The sequence below is a fragment of the Streptococcus sp. HMSC057G03 genome, from assembly GCF_001808745.1.
GTDB lineage: Bacteria > Bacillota > Bacilli > Lactobacillales > Streptococcaceae > Streptococcus > Streptococcus parasanguinis_Z.
In genome coordinates this window covers 58,418-74,845 of record NZ_KV794429.1, presented here as the reverse complement: position 1 = coordinate 74,845, position 16,428 = coordinate 58,418, and the positions used below count along the sequence as shown (strand labels likewise).

Sequence of the window (16,428 nt, the reverse complement as noted above, 5' to 3'; positions counted from 1 at the left end):
ATTCAATTACATGATACTAAGGGCGTTTAAAAGCGACCGAAAAATAGGAAATCAACACAGACTTCGATGAAGTCAAGGAGATTTATCTTTTTTCCGAGCTTTTAGCCCGTGCTCTAATCTAAGATACTAAGGACGTAGAGAACTTTGCATCTATTAGATACAAAGCTTCTCGTCTTATCAATTAATTTACATAACTTATATTATGTCTTATTCTTTATTATACGTTTTACGAATGGCTTCTTTGATGCTTTCAACTGTTGGGATCATTGCATTCTCAAGATTTTGTGCGTAAGGCATTGGCACATCTTCCCCCGCACAACGGCGGATCGGTGCATCCAAGTAATCAAATGCTTCTGATTCAGAAATGATAGCTGAAATTTCACCGATATAGCCACTTGTTTTGTGGGCATCATTAACAAGGACTACTTTTCCTGTCTTCTTGACAGAGTTAATAATGATCTCTTTATCAAGTGGAACCAAAGTACGTGGGTCTACTACTTCTACTGAGATGCCTTCTTCAGCCAATTCTTCAGCTGCTTGGATGACACGACGAAGCATTTTACCGTATGTTACTACTGTTACATCAGTTCCTTCGCGTTTGATTTCTCCGACACCAAGTGGGATAGTATAGTCTGGATCTACTGGTACTTCCCCTTTTTGGTTAAATTCTGATTTGTATTCAAGAATGATAACAGGGTTGTTATCACGGATAGAAGACTTGAGAAGTCCTTTCATATCCGCTGGAGTTCCTGGAGCAACAACCTTCAAACCAGGAATATGGGTGAACCATGATTCCAAAGATTGGGAGTGTTGAGCTGCAGATCCAACTCCGTTACCGGCAGCACAGCGAACGGTCATCGGTACTTGCCCTTTTCCACCAAACATGTAGCGCGTCTTCGCAGCTTGGTTGACGATAGCATCCATGGCAATTACTGAGAAATCCATGAAGGTCATATCAACGATTGGGCGAAGTCCAGTCATGGCTGCCCCTGCTGCCGCACCTGAAATCGCAGCCTCAGAAATTGGACAGTCACGGACACGTTCTGGACCGAATTCCTCAAGCATTCCTACTGATGTTCCGAAGTCTCCACCGAAAACTCCGACATCTTCCCCCATCAACAATACATTTTCATCGCGACGCATTTCCTCAGACATAGCAAGGATAATGGTATCGCGGAAAGACATTAATTTAGTTTCCATAATTCTCTACTCCCCCTTAGTCTGCGTAAATATCTTCGAAAGCTGATTCGAGTGGAGGGAATGGGCTTTCTTCCGCAAATTTCACTGAAGCTTCCACTGCTTCTTTTACTTCTTCTTGGATCTGATCCAATTCTTCTGCGCTCGCAATCTCATTTTCAAGGAGATACTTGCGAAGGTTTTCGATTGGATCTTTCTTCTTCCACTCTTCGACTTCTTCACGGGTCCGGTATTTACCAGGGTCTGAAGATGAGTGACCAAGCCAACGATAGGTGACACTCTCGATCAAGACAGGGCCTTTACCAGAGCGGACGTGATCGACTGCCTTCTTAAATCCTTCATAGACATCAATAACGTTGTTCCCATCAGGAATAAACATTCCAGGAATGCCGTAAGCAGCACTACGCTCGTGGATATGCTGGATATTGGTCATTTTCTTGATATCAGCAGAGATTCCGTAACCGTTATTGATACAGTAGAAAATAACTGGCAGATTCCAAATCGAAGCCATATTGACCGCTTCGTGGAAGACACCTTCGTTGGTTGCTCCGTCCCCAAAGAAGCAGACGACAATCTTACCAGTCTTTTTCATTTGTTGAGTAAGGGCAGCACCTACTGCGATTCCCATACCACCACCTACGATACCGTTAGCACCAAGGTTACCCGCATCTAGGTCGGCGATATGCATAGATCCACCCTTACCTTTACAAGTTCCCGTATATTTACCAAGGATCTCAGCCATCATACCGTTAAGGTCAATACCTTTAGCAATAGCTTGTCCGTGACCACGGTGATTTGAGGTGATGAGGTCATCTTCATTTAGAGCTAACATAGCCCCAACGTTTGCAGCTTCCTCACCAACAGAAAAGTGCGTCATACCGGGCACTTTTCCTTTTTTTACTAATTGAGCAATTTTTAAGTCCATGCGACGGATTTCTTCCATCTTACGGAACATATCCAATAAGAGACTTTTATCTAATGTTGCCATCATTTCGCCTTTCTTAACATTTATTCATACTCTTTTATTCTAGCCAAAAATGAAAGCACTGTCAAAAATAATGCTCAAATGATTTCACAAACTTTATTCCTTGGAAGAAGGTTTTATAGGCTTTTTTTAATATAAATTCAATATTTCACAAACTTATTTCTCATAGTTTTACTATACATATAAAAAACCGATAGGATCCTATCCTACCGGTCGGCATCTTATGATTGGCGTTGGCCAAAGTCGTGAATCATTTGTTCTAACTCTTCACGACTAGGTGTTGTAAGCATATAGAGGTAATCTCCCTGAAGTTCTGCAAAGGCAGCAGGCATGTCTTTCTTCACACGGAATTGATCACGGTATTTGGCCAAAACTTCTTCCTCTGAAAGGACATAAGTTGCATTGGCACGGCGAGAAGTCGCCAAGCAATAAAGTGGCTCAAACTCAGAAGCTGGGAAAGGTTCTCCTGCTACGATGGCAGCATAACCACGGTACAAATCAATGGAGTGAGCATAATTGTAGACATCGATCGTAAAGCCACCTGCTGGACGATTATTGTACTCGATTGCAATATAGTCATCCCCGTCGCGGAAGAACTCGATATGGAAGAAACGCTCTTTCATTCCAAAGGCTTTGACAATCGCTTCCCCGTATTGACGCAATTTTGGATCCATCTCTTTAAGGACATAATAAGAGTTATCCATCTTGTAGAGCATCAAATCTAATGGCGTATAGGCATAGTCAAAAGTCGTTGAGAAGACAATGTTACCATCGCGATCAACCAGACCATCAAAGGTACAAATCTCGCTAGAAGTGACGAATTTCTCAAAGAAGTACTCCGTATGTCCATCCCATTTTGCCTTGAAATGATCTACATCTTCTGGTGTTTCAAGTTTAAAGGTCGCTGCTGCACCTACTCCATTGTCAGGTTTGGCAATCAATGGCAACCCGATCTTCTTCACAGCCTTGTCGATATCTTTTTCTGTTTTAACCACGGCACCCGGAACGACTGGGACTCCAGCCTTCTTGAAGAGTTTCTTCATTTCGGATTTGAACTTAGTTTTCTTCAGATCTTTTGGCTTAGCTCCGAAGACATTGAATTGCTCCCGAAGCGCCGCATCTAATTCCAACCAGTACTCGTTATGGGACTCGATGCGATCGATTGGGCCGTGTTTATAGAAGAGGAAGGCTGCTGCACGCTTCACTTCATCTAAGTCTTCCATATTTTCTACACGGAAATACTCTGTCAAACTATTGCGCAAAGGCTCATCTAACTGTTCGTACGGCTCTTGACCAATCCCCAAGACGGTGATTCCCTTGTTAGCTAGTTCAATGGTGAATTGTTGGAAATTTTGTGGATAATAAGGTGAAATAACAAGATAATTCATAGAGGTCTCCTCCCTTTTGACTTATAGATACATTTGTCCTAGGAAATAGGGCATTTGCTTGCGCCACCATTCCCAATCGTGGGCTACATCATGGCCCCATTCAGCGAACCATGCAGGAATATTTTTGTGATCAAAGGCTTCTTTCAGTTTATAGAAAGATGGAAGTCCATCTTGTTCCCAAGCTCCTAAACCAGTACAAATAACGATTTCGGCCTGACGGTAACGATCGATAAACCAGCCATCATTTTGGTTCCAAATATAATCAGATGGAGAATTTTGGTAAATGGCTTCATCGCCTCCAAAATCACCAACAAAGAAACGAGCGTCATAGACACCACTCAAGGCAATCACTTTGTTGAAGACATCTGGATGTTGCAAGAAGAAATTAAGCGCGTGGTAAGCTCCCATTGAGCAACCAGTTGTCATCATCGGATCAAACCAGCCTGTTTTGTGTTTGATAAAAGGAATGGCTTCTTCAATCACATAACGTTCATACGCTCGGTGCATTTCGGCACGATCGTGAGGATTCTTCCAATTACAAAGCCAGCTATCACTATCCACACTAGAAAGGGTAAAGAATTGAACCCGTCCTTCTTCGATAAACCGAGCACAAGCATCAATCATACCAAAGTCATAGTATTCGTTATGGCTTCCACCTGATGAAGCAAAGACCACAACAGGAATACCTGCATGCCCATAACGGTTTAGATACATTTCGCGGTTAAGTTGGCCACTCCAGTGGCTTAGATGTTCAATATTCATAGGTTCCTCTTTCTTTATTATAAAAATTTAAAATCTTCTAGTCCCACTTCTCTGCTAAGAAACGAAGACATTCCGGTAAATGCTCTGCCCAGGCTTCTTCATGGTGGATAGCCCCAGATTGAATCCGAATGGCAATATTTTCTAAAGCAACTCCTTGTTGGATAACGTCGTGATAATAACGAAGGGATGAATCAATATAGGCTTGCTTGATATTTCCCGCCATCAGCGTTTTATCTGTATCATCCGCCTCTTCAGTCCCTACATAGATGTAGATCCGTTGATCTGCATATAATTTTTTGCGTTCGATATAATGATTGAAGGCATCTTGGTGTAGCCAGTTAGCAGATGAAAAGACCCCTAAACAACCAATTTGATCTTGGTACTCTAAGCCCAAGAATTGGGTAATATTCCCACCCAAGGAAGATCCAATCATGGCCGTATGTTCTCGATCAGCAAGAGTCCGGTATTCTTGGTCGATAAAAGGTTTCACCACCTCCATGACAAATTCGCCGTACTCAACTCCCTTGCCACCAAATTGCATGCCAGGAATATTGGATTCCTTGTACTTCCAGGCAGAGTATTCATTCATGCGTTGGAAACCATCATTATCGATCGCAACAACAATCATGCGACTAATATCGGGATTCCGCTTAATGGCTGGAATCACCTTCCAGGAATGACCCGCATAAGCTTCCTTGCTGTACAAAACGTTTTGCCCATCGTGGAAATAAACCACAGGGTAACGTCTATCTATATCCGTTTCATAATTCTTAGGTAATAAGACTCGCACACGACGGAGTTTTCCGGTATAAGGCACTTTCAACTCGTGTGTCTTCATATCTAAATAAAAATAGGATTTGTTCATTGTCAGAAAACTCTCTATATTCTAAATTTTATTCATTATACCATTTTTAGAAGAAAAAGTCTGGATTTTCTCCAAACTTTTTCCTTTCTTGGGTTATTTTTCCATAAACTGAGCCAAATCTTGTAAAGAACGTTCGGCAATTTTCTCATAACGTTCCTTTTTATCCCGAATGCGTGGTCCTTCTAGCTCTTTGATAATCCCGAAGTTGACATTCATGGGTTGGAAATGCTTGCTATCTGCATGGGTGATATAGTGAGCCAGGCTTCCGATAGCTGTCGTTTCAGGGAAAATCGCTGCTTCTTCTCCTTTGAAAAGGCGAGCGGCATTGATTCCAGCTACCAAACCTGAGGCCGCTGACTCAACATAGCCTTCTACACCTGTCATTTGACCTGCAAAGAAGAGATTTGGTTGTTTCTTCGAGCGGTAGGTTTGTTCCAGCAGATTTGGAGAATCCATGTAGGAATTGCGGTGCATGACGCCGTATCTGACAAACTCCGCATGTTCCAAACCTGGAATCATTTGGAAGACCCGTTTTTGTTCGCCCCATTTAAGGTGAGTTTGGAAACCAACAATATTGTAGAGGCTGGCAGCCGCATTGTCTTGGCGCAACTGAACGACTGCGTAAGGTGTCTTAAACTCCCCATCACGTGGCCCTTTGTAATCATCTGGATACTCGAGCCCAACTGGCTTCATAGGGCCATAGAGCATGGTTTTGATGCCTCGTTTGGCCATGATTTCAATGGGCATACAACCTTCAAAATACTTTTCTTTTTCAAAAGAGTTGAGCGGGGCTTCTTCTGCATTGACCAAGGCCTCGTGGAAATCCATAAATTCTTGTTTGGTCATGGGGCAGTTGAGATAAGCTGCTTCTCCCTTGTCATAGCGTGACTTGAGATAGACCTTGTTCATATCAACGGTATTGACATCGATAATCGGAGCTGCTGCATCATAGAAATAGAAACCGTCGCCACCATTGAGAGCATGGATCTTTTCTGCCAAGGCATCACTGGTTAGAGGGCCTGTTGCGACCACTGTGATGGCATCTGTCGGCAATTCCGTAATTTCATCGCGAATCACTTCAATGAGCGGATGTTGGGACACCTTCTCCGTCACCCGGCTAGCAAACCCTTCCCGGTCCACTGCCAGCGCTCCACCAGCCGGCACGCGAGTCGCTTCCGCTGCTTCAAGGATGACAGAACCCAGACGGCGCATTTCTTCTTTGAGGAGCCCGACAGCATTGGTGAGAGAATCCCCACGAAGAGAGTTGGAACACACTAACTCAGCAAAGTTGTCTGTTTTATGTTGCGGAGTGGATTTGACCCCACGCATTTCGTAAAGCTTGACCGGAATACCCTGTTGGGCAATCTGGTAAGCTGCTTCCGAGCCAGCAAGACCCGCACCGATCACATTGATATAAGATTGAGACATGACACTAATACCTCTTTGGGTATCAAAACACCCTGCTGGACTGTTTTGACACCCACAAATCTTTCTAATTTTCTACTTGCTCCATTATACCAAAAAGCCAAATAAAAAGACAAACAGGAAAAGCCCTGACTGTCTTCGAAAATCATTGTTTCTTGAAGTTGAATGATCTATAAGCATTCAGCTGATTTTTGTCTTCGTAACTAATGCTAAAACCCACTTCTGTATTCCTAGATAGTTTATCAACTTGAAGTATTTGAGCAAGTAAGTATTGAAAATCAGAATCCGTCCAATTTTCAATATCTTCATTAGTTACTTGTAGGTTTTGTTTTCGTACTTCTTTTATATCAATGTCTATATCAATTCTAAAGGTCGAACGATTATCAGCAACTCTTTTTAAGAGTAGATCTCGATCACGAACAAGCGTTTCTTCATCAAGATTGTTGACTCTACTTGGGTCTAGGTCCTCAATTAACGGAGTGAGTTCTTTGACATCTGTTTTTAAAATAGACTCTCTTTTTTCTTGCTCCTCAAGATAAGTTTCCGGGTTGCCACTATATTCTTTTTTTGGCACCAAAGAATAATAGGAGTCAAATGAGTCCAATTCAACAGATTTTTTAATATAAAGTTTCCTAATCGCATCATCGCTTAAAAATGTCGAAATCAAGCTACCACTTTGAACTAGCTTATTGTATGCTTCGTCTAGCCTATCATAATTGTCATCACCAGAAACATACTCCATTTCTAGGCGATAGACTTTTTTCTTCGAAAAACCTAGGAAAATTTTCTTCTCGACTTCTTTAAGTTTCGGATTATATCTGAGGACTGGAGTTTTCTCAACATAATCTTTTTCAAAATCTACATAGACATCAACAAATTTTTCAGTTCCTTCAATGTAAATTGGAGATCCCTGATAGCCGAACGTATCAGCTGTCGAGTATCCTTCCGCTTTTAGCCCTGCAGCTTCTACTACGGAACGAATATTTGATATAGCCGTATTCGCTAAATCATTATCTACTCCGTTGTTACATGATGACAATATTAATAATGTCAGCATAGGTAAGAGTACACTAATTACTTTCTTAATCGCTTTTCTTTTCATTTCTCCTCCTAGCATGCAATTTAAACAAAATCCTTATTTTCGTTACAGTTAGAATCTTAAAGGGATCAATTTCCAGTTGATTGGTGATCTTATAAAATTATCTATATTTTTTTGACATAGCATCCTTCCAGATTCATAGACACAACCAAGCTGCTAAGAGGGCAGAGAGGATACTGAATAAGGATCCAATCAAGTAATACTCCGCAAAGGCTGGATCCTCCGAAATTTTATTGTAGCGGGCGATAGATTTGGCCGTAAATACTAGGCCGATCGAAGCAAATTGCCCATAGACGAGACAGGCCCCAATCACCAAACGCTCTAAAAAACCAATCATAGAACCAGCCCCAGTGATCGTATCCATTTTCTTCTTGCTGGTGGGTTGATATTTAGTAAACAGAATTTTAAAAGCAATATTGCTTGGTTTCCCAACTAGGAGGACATAAAAGATTAGATTTAAAATGTCCAAGGGTAGATAGGTCGTGCCATTCTTCGCTCCCATAAGGACTAGACAGCTAATGATGGCGATATGCAAGACTTGATCCAAGGCAAAAGTCCATGCTTTTGGTAATTTCAATTGCTTCTGCACGATCGGTTTTAAGAAATCTATTCCAGCATGAGTTAGTAAAATGACCAAGCAAATCCACCACAAGTCCAGATGACAGAGGGAAACCACAATCAGAGGCAGAGCTACATATAAAATGTGAAGCCCTAGCACCTTCTTATCCTGATCCTTGCGATCCGCCATCTTTTGGCTTTGAAAATAATAATCTGATAACAAATGACAAATCAACAAGAGAATCAAGTATGGATTCACTACGATACTAGACAATCCGCTCATCTTCCTCTCCTTTCACTGTGCTTTGTATACTGGCCAGGGCAGCTGCTCTCCCACGTAAATAAACACGGACACTGCTACTCTTCAACCGTTTAGAGAGGGCACTTGGGTTGATAGCTAGTGATTGGGCCAAATCCTGCTGGCTAAAGGTTTCACTATAGACAGATCTCTTTAGCAGATTGAGCAGGATCTCTTCCTGACTCTCTCTCCAGCCCGAACGTATGGCCTCTCCGGAAGCGATGAGGGCGTTCACAAAATAGTCTTGGTTTTCCTTCCCGCTTGAAAAATAAATCTGGGTATTGCCATAGTCATTTTTCTGATGAACAAAATTGATGGCTGCGCGTGCATTCCAATAAGCTGGACCGTCTGCTCCAACACTTTGCAAGGGATCAATAGCTGTTACAATCTCCCCAAGGCCAATACCGAAACGAAGTTGAGTCGGTTTTAGTTCTGAACGCAGGGTATCAATGATTTGAAAAATCGGAGCATCCACTTTTAAAAGCGCCTGAAACTCATCGCCCAAAGTTAAGGTAAAAGCCGATGCTAGGCAGTCTTTAAAAAGCTCATTGATCTTTTGAAGCGTTTTTTCTAACTGTTTTTGCAGGTCAAAACGTTCTTGTACGATTTTGGAATCAATCACATCTGCAATCAAAGCAAGATACATAAGCCCACCTCCTTATGTCTATTATAACGAAAAAAATAAAAAATGTCTATTATAACAGACATTTATAAAAATTTCCGTTATAATAGACATTGAATCGTTTGAAAGCTTATTTCACTTTTTCTTCTTCGTAGTCGCCATTGCTACATACGACTTGTTTGCCGCCACCACGAACTTTTTTCTCAACTAAGTAGTGGCCACATTTTGGACAATCCCGACCGATCGGCTTATCCCAAGAGGTAAATTCACACTCTGGGTAGCGATTGCATCCATAGAAGATACGGTTCCGCTTGGTTTTGCGTTCGATGATTTGTCCCTGATGACACTCAGGACACTCCACGCCGATTTCTTTGACAATGGCCTGGGTATGACGACAATCTGGGAAATTGCTACAAGCATAGAACTTTCCAAAACGTCCTAATTTAATCACCATCGGGCTACCACAGACTTCACAATCAAAACCAGCTGGTTCGTCTTTAATTTGGATTTTTTCCATCTCTTCTTCAGCCTTTGCGACCTCTTTAGAAAATGGTTTGTAGAAAGCATCGATGACTTTTTGCCACTCTTCTTTTCCAAGTTCGACATCATCGAGTTTACCTTCCATCTCTGCTGTGAAGGTCACGTTGACAATATCTGGGAAGAATTCAACGATCAGTTTATTAACGATTTCCCCTAACTCTGTTGGTTCAAAGCGTTTGGCTACCAGCTTCACATAATAGCGTTTTTGAATGGTCTCAATCGTCGGAGCATAGGTTGAAGGACGACCAACCCCATTTTCTTCTAAGGTCTTAATCAAGGTTGCTTCAGAATAACGAGCTGGTGGTTGAGTAAAGTGTTGCTCAGGCTTGCTATTGACTTGCTTAACGATATCGCCTTCTACCATATCCGGCAACATCTTGTTCTTATCTGAGTCGTTATAAATAGCCAAATAACCATCAAATTTCACCTGGCTTCCATTTGCCGTATACTGAACCCCATTTTGACCTAAACGGACATTCATGGTATCAAAGACAGCTGCAGTCATTTGACTAGCTACAAAGCGGTTCCAAATCAAGGTGTAGAGCTTGAGCTGGTCCTTGTCGAGGTACTTGGCAATGCTCTCAGGAGTATTGAAGACGCTGGATGGACGAATCGCTTCGTGGGCATCTTGGGCACCAGAAGCATTTTTCACGCGGCTTCCATGCTTGGAATATTTCTCACCGAAGCGATCCACGATAAAGTTCGCTGCCTCATTTTGCGCAACTGGACTGATCCGTGTAGAATCGGTACGCATATAGGTAATCAAACCTTGAACACCAGAGCCAATATTAATTCCTTCATACAACTGCTGGGCGACCATCATGGTCTTACGCGTACGGAAGTTGATCTTATTGGCAGCATCCATCTGCATGGAAGAGGTGGTGTAGGGAAGTGGCGCATTCCGACGACGTTCTTTCTTTTCCACCTTTTCAACGGTAAAATCTTTGCCATCTAAGCGTTCAAGAACAGCTTTCACCTCTTCATTGGTGTTGAGCTTCATCTTCTTGCCATCAATCCCATAGAAGCTGGCTTGGAATTGCTTGGTCCCTTTTTTGAAGACACCATCAATGGTCCAGTATTCTTCCGGCTTGAAATCATTAATTTCATTTTCACGATCAATGATTAATTTGAGGGCAACTGATTGCACCCGCCCTGCAGAAAGTCCTTTTTTAACCTTTTTCCAAAGAATAGGCGAGATAGAATACCCTACAATCCGGTCCAAGACCCGACGTGCTTGTTGGGCATCGACCAAGTCCATATTGATTTGGCGCGGTTCTTTAAAGGCATTTTTTACTGCATCCTTGGTGATTTCGTTAAAGACCACACGGTTCTTTTCTTTGGCATCCAAGTTCAAAATATGTGCTAAATGCCAAGAAATAGCTTCTCCCTCACGGTCCGGGTCACTTGCGAGAAAGACTTGCTTAGCTTTTTTAGCTTCTTTTTTCAAATCATTGATCAAGGGACCTTTCCCGCGAATATTGATATACTCCGGTTCATAGTTATTGTCGAAGTCGATCGACATGGTTGATTTTTTCAGGTCCCGAATATGACCAACACTAGCCATGACTTTGTAATTACGACCAAGGTATTTTTCGATTGTTTTGGCCTTAGCAGGAGACTCCACAATCACCAAATTTTTCTTGGTTGTACTACTTTTCCTTTTTGTTTTTGTTACCACGTTTTATCCCTCTGTATTGTATAAATCTCATTGAGTTTAATACATTTTAAGAAAGATGTCAACTAGGAACTTCTCCTATAGGAAAATCACAATTCGTATTTCAATTCATCAAGAATATCCTGTCCTGATGTGACAAGCTTTGCACCTTCTTGAATCAGGTGATGGCAGCCTGCAGATTTTCCATCTAAAATGTTTCCTGGAATAGCAAAAACGTCTCGGCCTTCTTCCATAGCACGCTCACAAGTAATCAAACTCCCTGAACGGAGTCGAGCTTCTGCCACAATCACAGCCTGACAGATGCCTGCAATGATGCGGTTTCGCTCAGGAAAATGAAATTTAAGTGGTGCCTGCCCTGGACCGTACTCGCTCAAGATCAGATGGTGTTCCCCCATATGTGCCTGCAGTCTTTGATTGCTCTTAGGATAAGAGACATCCAGTCCTGTTCCAATCACTCCGATGGTCTTGCCACCATTGCGAATGCTGGCATAATGCGCCGTCGCATCAATCCCCTTTGCAAGTCCACTAACAATGACCAGTTCATTCCCAAGTTCCTTAATAATTTTCTCTACAGAACGAACCCCTTCTCGCGTGGTCTCGCGAGCTCCAACAACTGCAATCTTCGGTTTGCTTAACAGTTGCAAATCCCCTTGGTAAAAAAGGAGTACAGGAGGATTGTAGATCTGTAGCAATTCCTCAGGGTATTCAGGATCAAAAATGGATAGAGATGGGAACCGTTCAAACTCCTTGTGTAAATGCTCTTCATCCAGTTGCCGGTATTTGTCTACAAAATGAAGGATACTGCGACAGCGAGCGATTTTTGCTATCTCTTCTAAGCTTGGTAAGGCTTGGTCTTTTCTACAGTAGACCAAAACTCTCAAGACTTGCTCATTTGATAAACCGGCTTCTTTTAATTTAAAGATTTCAAATTTCTCCATGGTCACCTTCTACTTCCTCTCACTTATTTATTCGAAAAAGAAAAGAAAAAAGCTCTATTTCTAGAACTTTTTTTGATGTGTCGAAGAATAAAAGTAAGATGCAGCACCAATCAAGTTGCTTTCATTGTGGAAGCGAGCCGCTTGAATGGGCAAGGCCTCAAATTGTTTATACCCTTTTTGAGAGAGCAGGTCATGGTATTGTCGACTGATCTCATCGATCAGTAGTGGTTGACCACTAATGCCCCCTCCAATCGTCACCTTTTCAAGCAAGAGCAAAGATTGAAGATTAAAAATCAGAATAGCAATATCATGACAATACTCCTGAAACAAGGATGTCAGCTCCTCGTTGCCCTCTTGATCAAGAGCTTTGAAAACAGCTATACCATCTGCCTTTTCTAAGTTCAAGATGTGACTAGCTTTCTCAACAAATTGAACAGCTGAACCTGTGTTTTCCAAAAGATTGGAAATGCCTTGCAAAAAGAGTCCGCGATGAAAGCGGCGATTTTCTGGTGTTCTTTCTGCCTTATCAATAGACCGAATGTATTCTGTCAGTTGCCATCCTCTCAACAGGTCACCGTTAGAAAGAAGAGCAAGGCCGACTCCTGTCCCTAAGACCAAGGTCGCACCGCAAGAACAATCTTTTAGATTGCCAAGCCTTGCTTCCGCTAAACCTGCGGCTTCTCCATCATTGAGAACAGTGACGGGAACTTGAAATGTTTGTTCGAGTCTACTTGCTAGAGGAATGCCTCGTAAATATGGAATGAGACCACCTCGAAAGACAAAGCCAAGGCTCTTTTGGATCTCACCAGGGCATGAAATGGCGATCCCCTCGATTTCTTCCCTTACGGGTGTAATGATTTCTTCTAATCCTTGCCAAAACTCTTCAATCGTAGATGGTGTTGAAATTTTGTCTGTATGAACCAATTGATAGTCCGCATCCATCAGACCATACTTTATAAAGGTTCCTCCGATATCGACGGTAAATAGCATATCCTAATCCTCACACATTGATTTGACGGGTTCAAATGAACGCCGATGGATAGGAGTCACTCCCAGTTGGACGAGGCCAGCCAGATGCTTAGCCGTCCCATAGCCAGCGTTCTTCGCAAAATCATAACCCGGATATTCTTTATCAAACTCTTCCATCATCTGATCCCGAGTCACCTTGGCTACGATGGATGCTGCAGCAATGGATAAGGAGTTAGCATCCCCTTTGATGATACTAGTTTGGGGAATAGGAAGATCCAACCTCATGGCATCAATCAAAAGATGCTGGGGTTGAGGCTCTAGCTGACCAATGGCCTCCATCATGGCTAGCTTCGTAGCTTCATAGATATTAACCTGGTCAATCACTTGATTATCCTTGATGCCGATTCCGATCGCAATGGCGTTTTGGAGCACAGCCTCATAGATTTCCTTGTGTTTTGATTTTGGAATCTTTTTACTATCGTTGAGTCCTGGAATTTTACAAGCTTTCGGCAAGATCACGGCAGCTGCAACAACTGGTCCCGCTAATGGACCACGTCCCACTTCATCCACTCCTGCAATGAGCTGAATCTCTTGAGTATAAAGTTCTTTTTCATAGGCTAGCATTTTTTCCAAACGCAAATCTTCGTCCACTTGTTTTTGGAGTTCGCGTTTTCGTTTGCTGATAGCCGCTTGAACGCCTGCTCGACCATCAAGGATCAACTCTTCAAAGAAGGGATGATCTAGCTCGTCAATCATTGCCAAACGCTCTTTAACTTCTTTAATTGTTGGCATCTATTTCACCTACACGATCCAGCGTATACCGTCCCAATTTTCCATCGCGAACATCTTTAACAAAGAGTTGGTAAAAACGGTCGTAATCCTCACGAAATCCTAATTTCTGGGTCATTTCCATAATGATTTCAGGAGCTTCTTGTTCCAGATCCATTTGTTTAAAACGTTCCTGCAAAACAGTTGGGTAGTGCTCTTTAAAATAGTTAAGGCCAAAAATGGTCACTTCATCCATTGGAAGCAACTGGTCCTTGATGGCGCCTGTTAAAGCAAGCTTTAAGGCCACTTCTTCATCTTCAAACTTGGGCCAGAGAATCCCTGGAGTATCCAAGATTTCAAGGTCTTTATTGGTTTTCAACCATTGTTGCCCCTTGGTCACCCCTGGTTTATTTCCAACAACAGCAATCTTTTTCCCCGCTAAGCGGTTCATAAGAGTTGATTTCCCAGCATTTGGAATCCCAATAATCATGGTCCGAAGGGTTTCAATTTGAATCCCCCGTTCCTTCTGACGAGCAATTTTATCGGCCATCAAGCTCTTAGCAGCATCTGTGACCTTCTTAACCGTAGATTGCTCTTTGGAGTTGATAGCCAAGGTTTTGATGCCTTGAGACTCAAAATAGTCCTGCCATTCTTTTGTTGCCACAGGATCTGCCAAGTCTACCTTGTTCAAAATCATTAATTTAGGCTTATCACCAACAATTTTCGTTAACATAGGATTTTGGCTTGATAGGGGCAAACGAGCATCTACCAGAACCGTCACAAAATCCACAAATTTTAAATTTTCTTGTACTTGTCTTCTAGCTTTGGACATGTGTCCAGGAAACCATTGTATAGTTGCCATGTTCTCCATTCCTTTCCAGTTCAATCTCTTCTATTATACCATGTTTTCTGAAATCACTGTGATTAAGAAAAATACTAAAAAAGAAGCTACCTAAGTAACTTCTATTTTATATTCTAGCGAATTTGCTCAAAATGCAAATGCACGGCGATATGATCACCATAGCCGCTCCGTTCCAAATCACGTTGCAAGCGATAAGAAATATAGTGTTCAGCAATGGTAATATAACCAGCACCAAGTAAACGGTGCTCAACCATTGACTGGATCATGCTGATCGTCGCACGTTCCACTTTAGCTTCTTCCAAATCCATCACAACTTTCTTGGTCACTTGCGCCAAGTTTTGGCGAAGATCATCCGTCAAGACATAAACTGTTTGTGCTGCCTTCAAAACAGCTTGATAGATTTTATCTGGGTCAAATTCTACAACTTCACCACTACGTTTAATGACTTCCATCTTATTCTCCTTGATCATCAATATACTTCTATTATCTTAATAAATAGGGGATTTGTCAAGAATCTAAGACATCAATAATCCGGACGAAGAACTCCCGTAATGATTTCTTTGGTCGCGTGGTAATCCCCATCCACTACAACCTTGATAATGCGCTTCGCTTCCTCAGCAGGAGCTGGCACTAATGGTAAACGAGTTGGCCCCGCTTCAAAGCCCATATAGTTTAAAACAGCTTTGACAGGAGCTGGACTCGGATAAGAAAAGAGAGCATTAACTTTAGGGATAAATTGACGTTGGATGGCTGCAGCTTTTTTTATATCGTTGTGCTCAATGGCTTGGAACATCTCATACATCTCATCTCCATTTGTATGAGAGGCTACTGAGATCACCCCATCAGCTCCAAGGTTCATAGCATGGAAAGCATCTCCATCTTCCCCTGTATAGACGAGAAATTCTTCGGGCTTGTGTTCAATCAAGTAGGCCATATTGGCAAGAGTTGTACACTCTTTAACCCCGATAATGTTTGGATGTTCTGCCAAACGAAGCATGGTTTCAGGGGTCATTTCCACTACCACACGCCCTGGAATATTGTAGATAATAATCGGAAGATTGGATGCATCCGCAATGGCTTTAAAGTGTTGATACATACCTTCTTGGGATGGTTTGTTATAGTAAGGAACGATAGCCAATCCTGCTGCAAAGCCACCAAAAGCATCCACTTCTTTAACGAACTCAATTGAGTCGCGGGTTTCATTGGTTCCGACACCAGCGATCAAAGGCACTCGACCATTGACAATCTTTTGAACGGCCTCAAAGAGTTGCAATTCCTCATCGTGGGTCAGAGTTGGACTTTCTGCAGTCGTTCCAGCTAAGAGTATCCCATCTGTATGATGAGCCAAGAGGTGCTCGATCAAGGCAGGAAGAGCGTCAAAATTAATGCTCCCATCTTCATGGAAGGGGGTGATAAATGCAGTGATGATTTTACAATCTTTTAAATCTTGATAAGACATAGAAAAACCTTTCTCTAT

16 protein-coding genes are annotated in these 16,428 nt (G+C 42.2%); all 16 read right to left on the bottom strand.

Features of this window, described 5'->3' with window-relative positions:
• Window positions 1–207: 207 nt before the first annotated feature.
• The 16 genes from HMPREF2686_RS07435 to dapA all read right to left on the bottom strand — a co-directional run bounded on the left by HMPREF2686_RS07435 (window position 208) and on the right by dapA (window position 16,410).
• Window positions 208–1,200, bottom strand: a complete 993-nt coding sequence (locus HMPREF2686_RS07435; protein WP_049474953.1) for an alpha-ketoacid dehydrogenase subunit beta — start codon at window positions 1,198–1,200, stop codon at window positions 208–210.
• A 16-nt stretch (window positions 1,201–1,216) separates the two neighbouring features.
• Entirely contained in the window at window positions 1,217–2,185 is a 969-nt protein-coding gene (locus HMPREF2686_RS07430) for a thiamine pyrophosphate-dependent dehydrogenase E1 component subunit alpha (RefSeq protein ID WP_049475000.1), read from the bottom strand.
• Window positions 2,186–2,403: 218 nt separating this feature from the next.
• Entirely contained in the window at window positions 2,404–3,570 is a 1,167-nt protein-coding gene (locus tag HMPREF2686_RS07425) for an ATP-grasp domain-containing protein (RefSeq protein WP_049522995.1), read from the bottom strand.
• A 21-nt stretch (window positions 3,571–3,591) separates the two neighbouring features.
• Window positions 3,592–4,332, bottom strand: coding sequence for an esterase family protein (locus HMPREF2686_RS07420; protein WP_031573207.1), 741 nt, complete (start codon window positions 4,330–4,332; stop codon window positions 3,592–3,594).
• A gap of 37 nt (window positions 4,333–4,369) precedes the next feature.
• On the bottom strand, window positions 4,370–5,197 hold the full coding sequence (locus HMPREF2686_RS07415) for an alpha/beta hydrolase (RefSeq protein WP_070450010.1): 828 nt from the start codon (window positions 5,195–5,197) through the stop codon (window positions 4,370–4,372).
• Window positions 5,198–5,290: 93 nt separating this feature from the next.
• The gene (gene trmFO, locus HMPREF2686_RS07410) at window positions 5,291–6,625 is read right to left on the bottom strand and encodes a methylenetetrahydrofolate--tRNA-(uracil(54)-C(5))-methyltransferase (FADH(2)-oxidizing) TrmFO (protein ID WP_070450007.1); all 1,335 of its coding nucleotides are present in this window, start codon (window positions 6,623–6,625) and stop codon (window positions 5,291–5,293) included.
• A 142-nt stretch (window positions 6,626–6,767) separates the two neighbouring features.
• Complete coding sequence (locus tag HMPREF2686_RS07405) at window positions 6,768–7,724, bottom strand: hypothetical protein (protein ID WP_049507794.1); 957 nt, start codon at window positions 7,722–7,724, stop codon at window positions 6,768–6,770.
• Between the two features lie 133 nt (window positions 7,725–7,857).
• The gene (locus HMPREF2686_RS07400) at window positions 7,858–8,562 is read right to left on the bottom strand and encodes a DUF3307 domain-containing protein (RefSeq protein ID WP_049507795.1); all 705 of its coding nucleotides are present in this window, start codon (window positions 8,560–8,562) and stop codon (window positions 7,858–7,860) included.
• Window positions 8,546–9,223, bottom strand: coding sequence for a SatD family protein (locus HMPREF2686_RS07395; RefSeq protein WP_070450004.1), 678 nt, complete (start codon window positions 9,221–9,223; stop codon window positions 8,546–8,548). The genes HMPREF2686_RS07400 and HMPREF2686_RS07395 overlap by 17 nt, the downstream gene beginning before the upstream one ends.
• A gap of 106 nt (window positions 9,224–9,329) precedes the next feature.
• A complete protein-coding gene (gene topA / locus HMPREF2686_RS07390) occupies window positions 9,330–11,417 on the bottom strand; it encodes a type I DNA topoisomerase (RefSeq protein WP_049507798.1) in 2,088 nt (695 codons plus the stop codon).
• A gap of 86 nt (window positions 11,418–11,503) precedes the next feature.
• Complete coding sequence (gene dprA / locus HMPREF2686_RS07385) at window positions 11,504–12,352, bottom strand: DNA-processing protein DprA (RefSeq protein WP_070450001.1); 849 nt, start codon at window positions 12,350–12,352, stop codon at window positions 11,504–11,506.
• A 60-nt stretch (window positions 12,353–12,412) separates the two neighbouring features.
• Window positions 12,413–13,342, bottom strand: a complete 930-nt coding sequence (locus tag HMPREF2686_RS07380; RefSeq protein ID WP_024055645.1) for an ROK family protein — start codon at window positions 13,340–13,342, stop codon at window positions 12,413–12,415.
• Between the two features lie 3 nt (window positions 13,343–13,345).
• Complete coding sequence (locus HMPREF2686_RS07375; RefSeq protein ID WP_024055646.1) at window positions 13,346–14,113, bottom strand: ribonuclease HII; 768 nt, start codon at window positions 14,111–14,113, stop codon at window positions 13,346–13,348.
• On the bottom strand, window positions 14,100–14,951 hold the full coding sequence (gene ylqF, locus HMPREF2686_RS07370) for a ribosome biogenesis GTPase YlqF (RefSeq protein ID WP_021153236.1): 852 nt from the start codon (window positions 14,949–14,951) through the stop codon (window positions 14,100–14,102). Before ylqF ends, HMPREF2686_RS07375 begins: the two co-directional genes overlap by 14 nt.
• A 113-nt stretch (window positions 14,952–15,064) precedes the next feature.
• Window positions 15,065–15,403 (bottom strand): ATP cone domain-containing protein, encoded by a 339-nt coding sequence (locus HMPREF2686_RS07365; RefSeq protein ID WP_006597242.1) that lies wholly within the window; start codon window positions 15,401–15,403, stop codon window positions 15,065–15,067.
• A gap of 71 nt (window positions 15,404–15,474) precedes the next feature.
• Entirely contained in the window at window positions 15,475–16,410 is a 936-nt protein-coding gene (gene dapA, locus HMPREF2686_RS07360) for a 4-hydroxy-tetrahydrodipicolinate synthase (RefSeq protein WP_049507804.1), read from the bottom strand.
• Between the last annotated feature and the right edge of the window lie 18 nt (window positions 16,411–16,428).

What these genes read in the sequence shown, in the direction of transcription:
- HMPREF2686_RS07435 (WP_049474953.1), bottom strand. Translation starts at nt 1,200, where the DNA reads ATGGAAACTAAATTAATGTCTTTCCGCGATACCATTATCCTTGCTATG.
- HMPREF2686_RS07430 (WP_049475000.1), bottom strand. Translation starts at nt 2,185, where the DNA reads ATGGCAACATTAGATAAAAGTCTCTTATTGGATATGTTCCGTAAGATG.
- HMPREF2686_RS07425 (WP_049522995.1), bottom strand. Translation starts at nt 3,570, where the DNA reads ATGAATTATCTTGTTATTTCACCTTATTATCCACAAAATTTCCAACAA.
- HMPREF2686_RS07420 (WP_031573207.1), bottom strand. Translation starts at nt 4,332, where the DNA reads ATGAATATTGAACATCTAAGCCACTGGAGTGGCCAACTTAACCGCGAA.
- HMPREF2686_RS07415 (WP_070450010.1), bottom strand. Translation starts at nt 5,197, where the DNA reads ATGAACAAATCCTATTTTTATTTAGATATGAAGACACACGAGTTGAAA.
- trmFO (WP_070450007.1), bottom strand. Translation starts at nt 6,625, where the DNA reads ATGTCTCAATCTTATATCAATGTGATCGGTGCGGGTCTTGCTGGCTCG.
- HMPREF2686_RS07405 (WP_049507794.1), bottom strand. Translation starts at nt 7,724, where the DNA reads ATGAAAAGAAAAGCGATTAAGAAAGTAATTAGTGTACTCTTACCTATG.
- HMPREF2686_RS07400 (WP_049507795.1), bottom strand. Translation starts at nt 8,562, where the DNA reads ATGAGCGGATTGTCTAGTATCGTAGTGAATCCATACTTGATTCTCTTG.
- HMPREF2686_RS07395 (WP_070450004.1), bottom strand. Translation starts at nt 9,223, where the DNA reads ATGTATCTTGCTTTGATTGCAGATGTGATTGATTCCAAAATCGTACAA.
- dprA (WP_070450001.1), bottom strand. Translation starts at nt 12,352, where the DNA reads ATGGAGAAATTTGAAATCTTTAAATTAAAAGAAGCCGGTTTATCAAAT.
- HMPREF2686_RS07380 (WP_024055645.1), bottom strand. Translation starts at nt 13,342, where the DNA reads ATGCTATTTACCGTCGATATCGGAGGAACCTTTATAAAGTATGGTCTG.
- HMPREF2686_RS07375 (WP_024055646.1), bottom strand. Translation starts at nt 14,113, where the DNA reads ATGCCAACAATTAAAGAAGTTAAAGAGCGTTTGGCAATGATTGACGAG.
- ylqF (WP_021153236.1), bottom strand. Translation starts at nt 14,951, where the DNA reads ATGGCAACTATACAATGGTTTCCTGGACACATGTCCAAAGCTAGAAGA.
- HMPREF2686_RS07365 (WP_006597242.1), bottom strand. Translation starts at nt 15,403, where the DNA reads ATGGAAGTCATTAAACGTAGTGGTGAAGTTGTAGAATTTGACCCAGAT.
- dapA (WP_049507804.1), bottom strand. Translation starts at nt 16,410, where the DNA reads ATGTCTTATCAAGATTTAAAAGATTGTAAAATCATCACTGCATTTATC.